General features: G+C 62.6%; 17 protein-coding genes. 9 read left to right on the top strand and 8 right to left on the bottom strand.

From position 1 onward, the window contains the following. The first annotated feature begins 29 nt into the window (after positions 1 to 29). From RDN59_RS00795 to menE, 3 genes are all read left to right on the top strand, one after another. Positions 30 to 248: a hypothetical protein gene (locus RDN59_RS00795; protein ID WP_039673551.1), complete on the top strand. Its 219-nt coding sequence runs from the start codon at positions 30 to 32 to the stop codon at positions 246 to 248. Positions 249 to 332: 84 nt separating this feature from the next. Further along, positions 333 to 494: a hypothetical protein gene (locus RDN59_RS00800; RefSeq protein ID WP_308606137.1), complete on the top strand. Its 162-nt coding sequence runs from the start codon at positions 333 to 335 to the stop codon at positions 492 to 494. 11 nt (positions 495 to 505) lie between these two features. Further along, on the top strand, positions 506 to 1,654 hold the full coding sequence (menE, locus tag RDN59_RS00805; RefSeq protein ID WP_308606138.1) for an o-succinylbenzoate--CoA ligase: 1,149 nt from the start codon (positions 506 to 508) through the stop codon (positions 1,652 to 1,654). Here the strand turns inward: menE and RDN59_RS00810 are convergent. Then, positions 1,651 to 2,340, bottom strand: coding sequence for a metal-dependent transcriptional regulator (locus tag RDN59_RS00810; protein WP_070447976.1), 690 nt, complete (start codon positions 2,338 to 2,340; stop codon positions 1,651 to 1,653). The two genes, menE and RDN59_RS00810, sit on opposite strands and share 4 nt — an antisense overlap. A 107-nt stretch (positions 2,341 to 2,447) precedes the next feature. On the opposite strand from RDN59_RS00810, the gene RDN59_RS00815 reads away from it, so the two are divergent. The 5 genes from RDN59_RS00815 to RDN59_RS00835 are packed head-to-tail and all read left to right on the top strand — an operon-like array spanning position 2,448 to position 6,676. After that, positions 2,448 to 3,374, top strand: coding sequence for a metal ABC transporter solute-binding protein, Zn/Mn family (locus RDN59_RS00815; RefSeq protein WP_308606139.1), 927 nt, complete (start codon positions 2,448 to 2,450; stop codon positions 3,372 to 3,374). After that, complete coding sequence (locus RDN59_RS00820) at positions 3,374 to 4,084, top strand: metal ABC transporter ATP-binding protein (RefSeq protein WP_308606140.1); 711 nt, start codon at positions 3,374 to 3,376, stop codon at positions 4,082 to 4,084. The genes RDN59_RS00815 and RDN59_RS00820 overlap by 1 nt, the downstream gene beginning before the upstream one ends. After that, positions 4,081 to 4,935, top strand: coding sequence for a metal ABC transporter permease (locus RDN59_RS00825; RefSeq protein WP_070447970.1), 855 nt, complete (start codon positions 4,081 to 4,083; stop codon positions 4,933 to 4,935). The genes RDN59_RS00820 and RDN59_RS00825 overlap by 4 nt, the downstream gene beginning before the upstream one ends. Further along, the gene (locus RDN59_RS00830; protein ID WP_308606141.1) at positions 4,932 to 5,786 is read left to right on the top strand and encodes a metal ABC transporter permease; all 855 of its coding nucleotides are present in this window, start codon (positions 4,932 to 4,934) and stop codon (positions 5,784 to 5,786) included. The genes RDN59_RS00825 and RDN59_RS00830 overlap by 4 nt, the downstream gene beginning before the upstream one ends. Before the next feature lie 5 nt (positions 5,787 to 5,791). Beyond that, a complete protein-coding gene (locus RDN59_RS00835; protein ID WP_308606142.1) occupies positions 5,792 to 6,676 on the top strand; it encodes a 1,4-dihydroxy-2-naphthoate polyprenyltransferase in 885 nt (294 codons plus the stop codon). 8 nt (positions 6,677 to 6,684) lie between these two features. Here RDN59_RS00835 and RDN59_RS00840 read toward each other — a convergent pair whose 3' ends face one another. After that, complete coding sequence (locus RDN59_RS00840; protein ID WP_308606143.1) at positions 6,685 to 7,026, bottom strand: DUF4229 domain-containing protein; 342 nt, start codon at positions 7,024 to 7,026, stop codon at positions 6,685 to 6,687. Positions 7,027 to 7,069: 43 nt separating this feature from the next. On the opposite strand from RDN59_RS00840, the gene RDN59_RS00845 reads away from it, so the two are divergent. Then, positions 7,070 to 7,384, top strand: coding sequence for a hypothetical protein (locus RDN59_RS00845; protein ID WP_308606144.1), 315 nt, complete (start codon positions 7,070 to 7,072; stop codon positions 7,382 to 7,384). On the opposite strand, the gene RDN59_RS00850 is transcribed toward RDN59_RS00845, so the two are convergent. The 6 genes from RDN59_RS00850 to RDN59_RS00875 form a co-directional block, all read right to left on the bottom strand. After that, entirely contained in the window at positions 7,381 to 7,638 is a 258-nt protein-coding gene (locus RDN59_RS00850) for a helix-turn-helix transcriptional regulator (protein ID WP_308606145.1), read from the bottom strand. The genes RDN59_RS00845 and RDN59_RS00850 overlap by 4 nt on opposite strands. After that, positions 7,639 to 8,670 (bottom strand): c-type cytochrome biogenesis protein CcsB, encoded by a 1,032-nt coding sequence (gene ccsB, locus RDN59_RS00855; protein ID WP_308606146.1) that lies wholly within the window; start codon positions 8,668 to 8,670, stop codon positions 7,639 to 7,641. A 141-nt stretch (positions 8,671 to 8,811) separates the two neighbouring features. Beyond that, entirely contained in the window at positions 8,812 to 10,443 is a 1,632-nt protein-coding gene (locus tag RDN59_RS00860; protein ID WP_308606147.1) for a cytochrome c biogenesis protein ResB, read from the bottom strand. 12 nt (positions 10,444 to 10,455) lie between these two features. Beyond that, on the bottom strand, positions 10,456 to 11,262 hold the full coding sequence (locus RDN59_RS00865; RefSeq protein ID WP_308606148.1) for a cytochrome c biogenesis CcdA family protein: 807 nt from the start codon (positions 11,260 to 11,262) through the stop codon (positions 10,456 to 10,458). After that, positions 11,259 to 11,864, bottom strand: coding sequence for a TlpA disulfide reductase family protein (locus tag RDN59_RS00870; RefSeq protein WP_308606149.1), 606 nt, complete (start codon positions 11,862 to 11,864; stop codon positions 11,259 to 11,261). Before RDN59_RS00870 ends, RDN59_RS00865 begins: the two co-directional genes overlap by 4 nt. Further along, on the bottom strand, positions 11,864 to 12,472 hold the full coding sequence (locus RDN59_RS00875) for a histidine phosphatase family protein (RefSeq protein ID WP_308606150.1): 609 nt from the start codon (positions 12,470 to 12,472) through the stop codon (positions 11,864 to 11,866). Before RDN59_RS00875 ends, RDN59_RS00870 begins: the two co-directional genes overlap by 1 nt. Between the last annotated feature and the right edge of the window lie 10 nt (positions 12,473 to 12,482).

The following is a 12,482-nucleotide window of genomic DNA, read 5'->3' on the forward strand; positions in this document are numbered from 1 at the left end:
CAGTAACTATAGCTCCCACGGAGGCAACCTTGACCACGGAGAAAATCAATCAGATAACCCGCCCAATCGGACTTGTCCTCTGCCTAATCCTTTTGGTTTCCCTGCGGCACTTTACCGAATGGTCATGGCTGCTACGGGCGGGCGTCGCCGTTGGCGCAACCATCGCCGCCATGCTGGTGCTGATTTTTGTCCTAGGTTGCTTCTCCACGGAAGAAGACACCCCCGAGACACACGAGGCCACTTCTTAAGGTTTAAGCCAGTAGGGAGGGCAGGTAGGGACCTGCCAGCTATCCTAATTACCACCAATCACCTTCACCCAGGGAGAGCCTGAAGTGCTGTATTTCGCCATTGCCCTCGCGGCCATCGCGCTCATTGCCGTCATTGCATCGCGAGTGTGGATGTTGCGCCGCATCCAGCAGGCTCAGAGGGACGGCGAGCGCCCCTTCGATCAGGAGGATGCGCTCATCAACCCTTACGAGCACCGCGGGCGGTAACCTAGCTAACCGTGACCATCCTCTCTCCTCTGCCTGTCAATCCACATGACCCCGCCGCCATCCTCCCTGATCTGGAGGCGGCCATCGCAGGACAAGCCGCCTTCCTGCCCGTCCCGGCGGAGGACCGCACCCGCGCGCAGCTCCTGCGCAACCACATGCGCGCAGGAGAACCTATTGATTCCTCCATCGCGCTGGTCGTGGCCACCTCCGGGTCCACGGGCACGCCGAAAGGCGCGCAACTCACGGCCGCCAACTTGGTCTCCAGCGCCGATGCCACGCACCGCGCTCTCGGCGGCACCGGTCAGTGGCTGCTAGCCATGCCCGCCGCCCATATCGCGGGAATCCAGGTATTAATCCGCTCGCTCGTCGCGGGTGTAGAGCCGCTCTGTCTTGACCTGTCGGAAGGTTTTTCTATCCCCGACTTCGCCTGCGCTGCGCACGAGCTGGCCGCCACCGGGGATCGCTCATACACGGGACTGACCCCCATGCAGCTGGCCAAGGCCATGGATTCGCTAGAGGGAATCGAGGCCCTGCGCACCTTTGACGCCATCCTCGTCGGAGGTGCTGCCACCCACCCACAGTTGTTGGAGTCAGCGAAGAAGCTGCGCATCACCATCGTCACCACCTACGGTTCCTCGGAGACTTCCGGTGGCTGCGTCTACAACGGACAGCCACTGGATAGCGCTCGTGTTCGCCTCGGCGACGAGGGGCGCATTTACCTTGGCGGGCCCATGATTGCGCAGGGCTACCGAAACGTGGACTCAGATGCCTTCGTGGTCGATGAGTCCGGCACCTCGTGGTTTGCTACCTCCGACGCCGGCGCGCTTCACGACGGCCACCTCACCGTCACCGGGCGCCTCGACAACATCCTGAACACCGGCGGGCTCAAGCTCCACCCAGAGCAGCTCGAGCAGCACATCCTGCACGTGCCGGGAGTGGACGGCGTGTGCGTGGTCGGCATCCCCCACCCACGCTTGGGACAGATGATCGTCGCTGCCTATACCGGATGGGCGGATGTCGGCGATATCCTTGTGGCTCTCGACGATAGTGGCCTTCCCCGGTGGCAAATCCCCAAGGACTTCAAGCGCCTAGCCGAGCTCCCCACCACCGGCCCCGGCAAGGTTGACCGCCTCGCCGTCACCCGGCTGTGGAGCGCCTAAACCTCCGCTTCGCTGATGCTGCGTACGGCGATACCGCGCGCAGCGGATTCCCCGATCGGGAAACTCGAACCGCCGTCTACGGCAACCTCGAGCACACCCGCGACCGAGGGGGCAACGACGGTCACTTCCACCCCCGGCCGCACTCCATATTTATCCAGGTAGCGCAAAAATTCGCCATCAGCGTCAGTGACCTGCTCCACGGTGACGGGGGTCTGCGCGGGGACGTCGATAAGCGTAATGCGCGAGACCGGCTCGGCAGTGCCATCCGGGGCAGGTATGGGATCACCATGCGGATCGCGGGCGGGGTTGCCCAGGAAAGAATCGAGGCGTTCAACGAGCCTGTCGGACGTCGCGTGCTCTAGCATTTCCGCCTCATCGTGCACCTCATCCCAGGTATAGCCCAGAGTGCGCACGAGGAAGGTTTCCAGGAGTCGATGCCGGCGCACCATTGCCACAGCCAGCCGCCGGCCTTCCTCAACAAGCCGAACACCAAAGTAGCGTTCGTGTTCCACCAGCCCCTTCGCGGCCAGGCGCTTGACCGCCTCCGAAGTAGTGGGCAGTTTCTGCCCCGCCGCTTTAGCTAGGTCCCCCAGCGGCATCGCGGTATTAGCGCCCTCTTTCTCCTCATAGGTCCAGAGGATCTTGAGGTAATCCTGGGTACGTTCGGGCAGCTCGCTGATGTGCATACCCCCATCGTAGTTCAGCCTATTGCTTCCAACGGTTTCAGCACTTATGCTCTTTCAAGTTCAATCTGTTGAACATCGACATTCACTTTTAATAAGAGAGGTTTCCCGTGAAGAAAATTATTGCCCTTCCCCTCGCTTCCCTCGTGGTCGCAAGCACGCTGAGCGCCTGCACCAGCAGCGACTCCACCGAAGCCCAGAACGATAACCTGACGATCTTCGCCACGACCGGTTACTTGGCTGATGCGGCCGCCAATATCGCCCCGGACGCCGACATCACCACCATGGTCGGCCCCGGCGGCGATCCACACACCTACCAGCCCACCACGCGCGATATTGAAAAGATGCAGGATGCCGACCTCGTCCTCTGGAATGGCCTTCACCTCGAGGCGCAAATGGTGGACCAGCTCTCCTCCCTCGGTGAAAAGCAGCTAGCTGTCGGCGAACAGCTCGATACTGCTGACCTTCTGCCGTGGCCCGAGCAAGGTGACAAGGGCGAAAAACTCTACGACCCGCACATCTGGAATAGCCCCGAGCTGTGGAGCCAGGTCGTCGATCATATCGGCACCAAACTCGGCGAAATCGACTCTGACAATGCCGAAGACTATGCCGCGGCCGCCGATGCTTATGAAGACAAGATTGCAGCCGCGCACGACAAGGCCGCTAAGGAACTCGAAAGCGCCTCCCCGCGCGTTCTTATCACCGGCCATGACGCCTTCAACTACTTCGGCAAGACCTTCGACTTTGAAGTCCAAGCCACCGACTTCGTCACCACCGAAGCCACCAAGTCCGCCACTGAGATCTCCGAGCTCGCGGATACCATCGCGGAGAAGAAGGTCCCCGTTATCTTCCAAGATAACCAGGCGAACCCACAGGCCATCACTTCTCTCAAGGAAGCCGTAGAATCCCGCAACTGGACCGTCACCATCTCGGATGAGGAGCTCTTTGCCGATACCCTCGGCCCGGAAGCCCCCACCGATACCTACCTCGGAGCTTTTGAGCACAACGCTAGCGCCGTAGCGAAAGCACTGAGCTAGTGCTCAGCGTAAGAAACCTCACCGCCGGCTATCCCCGCACGCCGGTGCTTCACGACGCCTCCTTTACCCTCACCCCCGCGTCCATCACCGGACTGGTGGGCGCGAATGGGTCGGGAAAGTCCACTCTGGTCCGCACGCTGGTGGGGCTCCTTCCTCCACTAACCTGTGGGTCGATGACTTTCGATGGCGTCGATCTTGCGCATTTTCGGCAGCGGCTCGGATATATGCCACAACATGCGAATATCGACTGGAGTTACCCTGCCACCGCCTTCGACGTCGCCCTGATGGGCCGCACCGCCGGGCTGCGCTGGTGGCAGTGGCCCAGCCGCGCTGACAAAGACGCCGCCCACGCAGCACTTGCGCGGACCGGGATGCAGGCACACGCGCAGCTGCCGATCTCCGCGCTATCTGGTGGGCAGCGCCAGCGCGTGTTGCTGGCGCGCACGCTCGTGAGCGCTCCGGAGCTCATCATCCTGGATGAGCCCTTCGCTGGTGTTGATGCCGCAAGTCAGCGCGCCATCATGGATGTACTCAAGGAACTGCGCGACAACGGCGTGACCATCCTGCTGGTGCACCACAACCTTGCGGAAGTCGCCGACTTTTGCGATGAGGTCCTCATGGTCGGCCACGGCCGGCTCATTGCTGCTGGCCCCACCGAACAGGTGCTCACAGAGTCCGCCATTGCCGATATGTTTTCCCTGCCATCATGAACCCACTCGAGCTTCTTCAGAACTACACCTATACCCAGGCACTCCTGGGTACCGTGCTGATCGGTGGCTGCGCCGGCGCGCTCGGCCCATTGGTATATGTTCGCCGCACCAGCCTGCTGGCCGATGCCATCTCGCATTCTTCCCTGCCCGGCCTGCTCACCGCCTTCCTCGTGGCCACCGCCATTGGCTGGGACGGGCGAAACGTCTGGCTCCTTGCTTGTGGAGCCCTGCTCACCGGAACGCTTGCGGTGGTGTGTATTCACCTCATCCCGCGGTTGACTCCCCTGGGGCAAACCACTGCGATGGCGGCCACGCTGACCACGTTTTTCTCGGTAGGCATGCTGCTCATGCAGTATATTTCCCGCCGACCATTGCCTGGCAAGGCCGGAATCCAGGATTATTTGCTGGGAAATGCCTCCACGCTCACTCGCGCGGATGTGCGCTCCACACTCATCATCGGTGGCTGCGTGCTGCTTTTTCTTTTCCTCATTCACACCCGGCAGGCCGCGGTCACCTTTGACTCAAGTTTTGCCCAGGTAGCCGGCATTCGCGCCTCGTTCCTCAACGCGGCTAGTTTCTTCGCCCTCACCGCCATCACGGTGCTCGGTGTCAAAGTCGTCGGCGTGGTACTCATGGTCGCCGTAGTCATCAGCCCTGCCGCCGCTGCCCGCCCCTGGACCACGCGCTTGCTACCTTTCATCGCGCTCTCCGGGTTCCTCGGCGCGGCGACCGCTGCTCTCGGCTGCTATGTCTCCATTGCGCATGGCCCGCTGCCCACCGGTCCGGTCATCGTCCTGGCTCAGGCGGCGCTCGTCACCATCAGCCTCCTCAGCAGAAAGCTCGCCTCATGACCCTCGCCGCCACCGCTTGTCTCCTTGCCGTCCTGACCGCTGTGGCCTGTGCTATCCCCGGCACCTTTGTTGTCCTCAAAGGCCAGGCCATGCTTATCGACGGCATCGGCCATGCCGTCCTTCCCGGGATTGCCATCGGTTACCTCTTTACCTCCGATCTGGATTCGCCCGTGCTGCTCGCTACCGCGGCTGCCGGCGCCTTGGTAGTAGCGTTGGGGACCGACGCGCTCCAGCGAAGCCCACTGGTGACTGCTGATTCCGCCCTCGGGTTGGTCTTTCCCGCCCTGTTTGCCGCCGGAGTCATCTTGATCTCCACGCACATGAGCCACGTGCACCTTGATGTCCACGCGGTTCTCGTCGGCGATCTCAACCTCGCGGCCTTCTCCAACCCTAACTATTGCTACATCATGGCCGCAGTGCTGGGTATCAATGCTCTCTTCCTCGCCCTTACACTGCCGCGTTTATCCGCCACGACTTTTGACGCCGATTTTTGTGCCGCACGCGGGGTACCCACGCGCGTTCTTCACGTCATTTTTATGACCGTGGTTGCCTGCACTGCCACCGCCGCTTTTCACGCTGCCGGTGCCATGCTGGTCATCGCGCTCATGGTATTCCCGACGATGACCGCGCGACTGCTTACTCAGCGCGTGCCCACGCTGGTGTTGACTGCCTGTGGCGTTGCCGCGATCAGCGCAGTCGTTGGATTTTGGGTTGCCTATGTCCTCGACGCAGCTACCTCTGCCGCAATGACAGTCACCAATGCCGTCGTTTTCGTCGCGGTGCTCATTATCTACCGCCTTCGCCAACGCACCAGCTCATTGCCGCAGCGAACCACACCAGTGGCACAATAGTGAGCATGTCTGCCTTTTCCGCCACTCCTGCCGATTGGCTCCAAGGTGCTCGCCCGCATACCTGGGCCAATGCCTTTGCTCCCGTTATCGCTGGTACCGGCGCTGCCGCCGCGGCGCATGGTTTGCACTGGGGCCGGGCGTTGCTGGCACTCACCGTGGCCTGGGCTCTTATCATCGGCGTGAACTACGCCAACGACTACTCCGATGGCATCCGCGGCACCGATGATGACCGCACCGGCCCCCAGCGCCTCACCGGCGGCGGGCTGGCCAAACCACAGCACGTCAAGTTCGCCGCCTTCGCTTGCTTCGGCGTGGCCGCCATCGCGGGAATTTCGCTCTCCCTGGCTGCCAACGCGGCCTGGTTCATCCTCGTCGGCGCCGTGTGTATCGCCGGCGCCTGGTTCTATACCGGTGGCAAGAACCCCTACGGCTACCGCGGGTTCGGAGAAATCGCCGTGTTCATCTTCTTCGGACTCGTCGCCGTCCTGGGCACCGAGTACACGCAGGCCGGCCGCATCACATGGACGGGCCTGGCCCTAGCTGTGGGTATCGGCGGCATGAGCTCCGCGGTAAACCTGGCCAACAACATCCGGGACATCCCCTCCGATAAGGCCACCGGCAAGATCACCCTGGCGGTGCGCCTGGGTGATAAGAAGTCCCGCACGCTATTTATGAGCCTGTTGCTGCTGCCGGTACTGCTCACCGTGGGCCTAGCTTTCGATTCCTGGGCGGCGTTGGCCTCCCTGCTCTACTTCCCCCTCGCGCTGGGTGCTATCCGCACCGTCAATCGCGGTGCGCGCGGCCCGAAGCTCATCCCAGTGCTTGGTATGGCCGGCCGCGCGATGCTGGTGTGGGCGGTTCTCAACGCTGTAGCGCTGGCCCTGGTTTAGCCTCTGTTTTAGCGGCCCGCCAGCTCCTTCTGGACCCACTCCTTGTGGGCCTTGCGCTGCGCGGAGTACTCCGCCAAGGACTGGGTGGCTTCCACGCGCCACTTCGAGAAAATCAGCATGGATAGCGGCAGCGCAACGAACAGCGCCAGCAGCGCGGAGACCAGCAGCGGAAAGGTCCCGAGTACCGCCATGGCCAGCAGCTGAATCACCGCGGTCAGCACAATGAACAGCGCCACGCGGGCGGCCCCATACTTCCACAGCGCTTGGCGCGAGCGGCGCTTGAGCGCCGGGTCAGGCTGGGGCGGCTCGGGGGTCTGGGAGGCGTTGGTGGTGTTTTCTGTCTGGCTCATAATTCTCACTTTTGCTTCGCGGGCATTCCGTAGAATACAACGCATGGGTCGACTGATACTACTACTCTTGTTTGTCCTCGCGGCAGTCCTCGTCTGGAAGGCTTTTGGTCCGTCGAGTTGGAATAAGAAGGTGCAGCAGGCGCAGCAGCCGCAGCGCCCGGCAATCAAGGGCCCCGATGATGACGAGGAATTCCTGTGGAACCTAGAGAAGCAGCGCTTCAAGGAGCGCCGCGCCAGGGAGCGGGAGGCTGAGCGTCAAGAGGAAGAGCGCCGTCGGCGCTCACAGGGCTCACAAGGTTTCCAGGAGCCCAAGGCTCCCGAAGACAAAAACTTTGAGGGCAAAGACGACGAAGCCTAAGCCTTCGGCTCGAAGGTCATCTCGAGGCCGAGGGCCTCGGCCACCGCAATCACCTTCTCCCAGCGCACACCGGAGCCACCGTGCTCGATGGTGTGCAGCGTGGAGCGCGAAATACCGGCCTTCTCAGCCAGCTCCTGCTGCACGATGCCGAGCTCTCGGCGGCGCTGCGCAAAACCCTCGCCGAGGGCAATGAGCTGCGGGTTATCGCCCGCCGGCTTGCCCGGCTTGTGCCGCGGTTTCGGGTTATCTGCCATTTAGTTCAGCCCCGCGTAGGAGTGCAGGCCGGAGACAACCATGTTGATGAAGAACAGGTTGAACACCATGAGCAGCATCGCCGCGATGTTGATGTACGGCGCGGCCTTGCGGAAGGCCGGCGTGGCGCGGGCGTGTAGGTAGGCGGCGTAGAGGATCCAGGTGGCGAAGGACACGGTCTCCTTCGGGTCCCAGCCCCAGTAGCGGCCCCACGCGGACTCGGCCCAAATAGCACCCAGCACAATGCCTAGGCCCAAGGTCGGCAGCGCCACGACGCCCAAGCGATAAGCCAAGCGGTCGAGCTTCTTAGCCGAAGGAAGCGGGCGGGCAAGCGCACCGAAGAAACCAGACTCATTGCCCTTCGGCTGGAATTCACGCAGCACGCTGAGTAGAGAGGCAATACCGGAAACCACGCCGATAGACGCGCCCAACGAGACCACGGTGACGTGAATCGGCAGCCAGTGGGACTGCAGTGCCGGAACCACCGGAGCGGATTCCGCATAGAGCTTGGTGGAGCCATAGAACATCAGCGCCAGGATCGGAGTAAGCAGCCACGGCCACAGGGTGCGCCACTCTTTGCGCTGCATGGCGATGACCGCCACCACCATGGCGCCGGCGGTCACCATAAGCACGTACTCGTAGAGGTTGCCAAACGGGAAGCGTCCCGTTGCCAGACCGCGCAGCACGATGGCCGCCAGGTGCAGGGCGATGCCCAGCCACAGCAGCATCTGCGTCATGCCGCCGAGTTTGTCGGCGTTCTCCTGCTTCTTGGCCAGATCCGCATCTAGTTCAGCATCGGGGCCAGCGCTGACCGTCGGGGGGACGTCGCCAAGCGCGGCGCCATCTGTCGAAGCCCCCACGGTGGCGAGCTCACGCTGCTGCGTTGCAGCTGCGGTACGGGCGCGCATGGCCTCAATGATGCTCTGCATCCGGCCGTAGTACACCAGGGACAGCACCAAGGCGAGCGCATAGACGACGAACGCGGTTTGCACCGCGATGTCTGAGAAGTTGGACAGATTCTGATCAACCTGCATGAGTGGGAAACCTTGCCTTCACAATCGTGCCTACACCGTGCGACACGCACGAGGCTGCATGAACGGAGAGATTTATGGTGCTCATCAGAGTACCCCCCTTCAGCGGGAGTATCCAACTTTTGAAGGATATATTCCGCGCCTTTAGTCGGCGGAGTAGAGCTCGTCCTCCTCTATCTCATCAGGATCCGGCAGTTCTAGGAGCTCGCGGTGCAGCTCATGGAACTCCTCCGACCAGCCCGCGCGGTCGGTGCGGGCGAGGCCGCCCATTTCAATGTCGGTGCCACCATTGGCCCCCGGGCGGATACGTACCCACACGCGGCGGCGCTTAATCACCAGCGAACCGACCAGGGATACCAGCATGACCAGCGCGGACACGAGAACCCAGCCCTGGAAGGGGTCATAGGAAATCTGGTAGTTCGCGAATTCGGAGGCGCCGTCGAAGGTGATCTTCGTGCCGTCGTCCAGCGTGACCGATTCACCCTGGTTCAGGTTGACGCGGTCGATCTTCTGCAGCTGGCCCGTGTGGACCAGGTTGGAATCGAGGGAGAAGAGGGACTGCGGGGTACCCGTGTCCAGGCCGGCATCGCCGCGGTAGATATCGATAGCCACGGCCGGATCCAGCATCGCTGGGTAGGAAGACTGCAGCAGCTTGCCGTTCTCACCGGCCCACTCAGCGGTCGGTGCAAAGAGGCCCTGGATGGCAATCTGGTTTTGACGCCGCTCAAACAGGTCCGGGTACATGCCCGCAGGCGGGTCGAAGCGCATAACGCCCGAAGAGAGGAAGAACGTGGTGTCGGTCGGCTGAAACTGAATGGTCTGTGTGCGCTTTTCGCCGTTGGGCCACTCCACCGTCATGGTCGGCGCAAAACCATGGCCCTGCAGGTAAACGCGGTTATTCTCAATGCGCAGCGGGTGGTTGACCTGCAGCTGGTAGTCCTCCCAGGTCTCCGGGTCCGTGAAGATGTCGTCGCCGGCGGCATAGGACACGTTCGAGGTGAACATCTCCGCCTGGCCATTGGGCAGGTAGTCCGCGGTGAAATCGTGGGCCAAGAAGCAGAAGGGGTGCAGCCCGGTGCCGTCGAATAGCGGGCCGGCGCGGAAGGAGTCATAGACGGAGGTGGAGGTGTTGCAGAACTCCGTGGATTGCGCCTGCTCTTGGGTCTGCCCCTGAGAGTTCTTCTCCGTGACCACGATGACCTGGCCCTCGTAGTGCATCAGGCGCCCAGCTGCCATGGTCAGCAGGATGGCTACGAGCGCGATGTGGAAGATGAGGTTGCACAGCTCGCGGGCATAGCCGCGCTCCGCGGAGAAGGATTGCGCACCCGCGCGGTCCTTCTCGGGCGAGACCTCGGAGACTCGCCACTTCTCCAGCATGGTCTTGGTGGCCGCGGCGATCTCCTCCGGGGACTTCTCTGAGTGCCCGGTGGCGTTCAGCGGCATCTTTTCCAGGTACTTCGGCGCGCGCGTCGGCGGGGTGCGGTAGGCCTTGTAGTGATCCCAGGAGCGCGGGATGATGCAACCCACCAGGGAAATCATGAGCAGGACGTAGATGGCCTGGAACCAGACGGAGGAGAAAACGTCGAAAAGCTGCAGCTTGTCGTAGATCTCCGCAACCTTACCGTTGGTCTCAATGAAGTCGTTGACGTTGGACTCATTGAGCGAGCGCTGGGGCAGAAGCGATCCGGGGATGGCGGCAATGGCCAGCAGGAAGAGCAGCGCCAGTGCGGTGCGCATGCTGGTCAGCCAGTGCCAGGCCTTGCGGATATATCTCACGAAAATTCTCCTTTAAATCAGCGTCGCGCCATAGGACACAGTCCACTGGCGGATGGCGTTGATGAAATCTCCCCAGAGCCCGGTCAGCAGTGCCAGACCGACGAGGATCATGGCGATGCCGCCAACGATCTGGATGGCGCGGGAGTGTTTGCGCATCCAGGTCACGGTGCGCATCGCTTTGGCGGAGCCCAGTGCCACGAGCAGGAAGGGCAGGCCGAGGCCCAGGCAGTAGCCGATGATCAGGATCGTGCCGCGCAGCGCGGTGGTTCCTTCGGTGCCGGCGGATACGGACAGGATGGCGGCCAGCGTGGGGCCCAGGCACGGGGTCCAGCCCAGGGCGAAAACCCCGCCGAGCAGGGGCGCGCCCAGCCACGTGGTCCAGCGCCGCGGCGCCATGCGGGTGTCCTTCTGCAACACCGGCACCACGCCCATGAACACCACACCCATGAGGATGGTGATGATGCCACCGGCGCGCATGAGGGTATCCGCGTTGAGAGTCAGCGCCGAAATGGCGCCGAAGACCGACACGGTGGCCAGGACGAAGACGACGGTAAAGCCCAGCACGAAGAGTGCTGCGGCACCGACGACGGCCCAACGCCGGCGCTTGCCGACGCCCACCCCCAGCTCCTCGTCATAACTCACCTCACCGCCCACCACGGAGGCGAGGTAGGAGATATAACCCGGAACCAGTGGAACCACACATGGCGAGGCGAAGGAGACTAACCCGGCCACAGCGGCGGCGAGTACTCCAATCAGGAGCGGGCCGGACACTGCGGCATCAGCAAAGCTTTGTCCCACGCCGTCATCGGCAAGGATCACTGTTCTTTCTCCAGCTCGTCGACGACCTCGAGGACATCCTTCTCCGTGATCTCGGTCAGGAAGACTGCGGCGGGGCGGTGCTGCTTATCCAGCACGATGGTGGTGGGTACCACGGAGGTGGGCACGCCGCCGAGGGCCGCGGCCGTCTTGAAGGGCGGATCGTAGATGGAGGGGTACTCCAGGCCATTATCGGCCATAAAGTCCCGGGAGATCTCCGGGTTGAAGTCCTTGACGTTGATGCCTAGCACGGTGCCGACCTTGCGCTTTTGCAGCTCCGCGTGGATGGCCTGGAGGTCATCTGATTCGGAGCGGCACGGCGCGCACCACTGGCCCCAAGAGTTGAGGACGACGATCTGGTCCTGAAAATCCGAGAGCTTGATCGTCGTGGACTCATCCCGCAGGTCCTCGCCGGAGAAATCCTTGAGCGGCTTGCGGTCCTCCTCCGCATAGCGGATGGTGGTCTGCCCGCCGGGCGAGATGAACTGGAAGGTGCCGCCGGAAGCCACGGCGTTCTGCGCGTTCTCCTCGCTTTGCGCACAGCCAGCCAATGCCAACACAGCGACAGCGCTGGCCACCGTGGCGCGGATAGTTCTGCGTCCCATTAGATGTCCTGCGCCGGTTCGGAGTAGAAGATATCGATGATTTCGCGGTCGCGGTAGACCAGCGAGGTCACCGAGGCCAAGTCGCATTCGCGGTTCCACGGCGCGTGGGCCAGGCGCTTGCCCAGCACGGTGCGTTGCACCATGACGATGGGCAGCTGGTGGGACACCACGATGGCCTCGTGCCCCTCGGCCTTAGCCCGGGCGCGCTCAGCGGCGTCCATCATGCGCGCGGCGATCTCCTCGAAAGGCTCGCCCCACGAGGGCTTGAGCGGGTTGACCATGAGCGGCCAGCGCTGCGGGTTCCACAGCTGCGAGTTCCAGCCCTTGGTGCGCAGGCCCTCGAAGCGGTTACCGGACTCGATGACGCCCTTATCGACGTCCACCTCCAAGCCCGTCACCTTCGCAATCGGCATCGCGGTTTCCTGCGCGCGCTGCAACGGCGAGGCCGCCAAGTAGGTCACGTCATGGCCTTCGAAGGCTTTCGCCGTGCGTGCGGCCATGGAATGCCCACGGGAGGACAAGTGATAGCCCGGGATGCGCCCGTAGAGGATCTTATCCGGGTTATAAACCTCTCCGTGGCGGACAAAGTGGACGATGGTAGTGGACATATACCTGTGT

Origin of the sequence: uncultured Corynebacterium sp., assembly GCF_902489365.1 — a bacterium.
GTDB lineage: Bacteria > Actinomycetota > Actinomycetes > Mycobacteriales > Mycobacteriaceae > Corynebacterium.

Bases quoted from the DNA above. Each gene is read 5' to 3' on its own strand.
- RDN59_RS00810 (WP_070447976.1), bottom strand. From the start codon at position 2,340: ATGCACATCAGCGAGCTGCCCGAACGTACCCAGGATTACCTCAAGATC.
- RDN59_RS00825 (WP_070447970.1), top strand. From the start codon at position 4,081: ATGAACCCACTCGAGCTTCTTCAGAACTACACCTATACCCAGGCACTC.
- RDN59_RS00830 (WP_308606141.1), top strand. From the start codon at position 4,932: ATGACCCTCGCCGCCACCGCTTGTCTCCTTGCCGTCCTGACCGCTGTG.
- RDN59_RS00835 (WP_308606142.1), top strand. From the start codon at position 5,792: ATGTCTGCCTTTTCCGCCACTCCTGCCGATTGGCTCCAAGGTGCTCGC.
- RDN59_RS00840 (WP_308606143.1), bottom strand. From the start codon at position 7,026: ATGAGCCAGACAGAAAACACCACCAACGCCTCCCAGACCCCCGAGCCG.
- RDN59_RS00845 (WP_308606144.1), top strand. From the start codon at position 7,070: ATGGGTCGACTGATACTACTACTCTTGTTTGTCCTCGCGGCAGTCCTC.
- RDN59_RS00850 (WP_308606145.1), bottom strand. From the start codon at position 7,638: ATGGCAGATAACCCGAAACCGCGGCACAAGCCGGGCAAGCCGGCGGGC.
- ccsB (WP_308606146.1), bottom strand. From the start codon at position 8,670: ATGCAGGTTGATCAGAATCTGTCCAACTTCTCAGACATCGCGGTGCAA.
- RDN59_RS00870 (WP_308606149.1), bottom strand. From the start codon at position 11,864: ATGGGACGCAGAACTATCCGCGCCACGGTGGCCAGCGCTGTCGCTGTG.
- RDN59_RS00875 (WP_308606150.1), bottom strand. From the start codon at position 12,472: ATGTCCACTACCATCGTCCACTTTGTCCGCCACGGAGAGGTTTATAAC.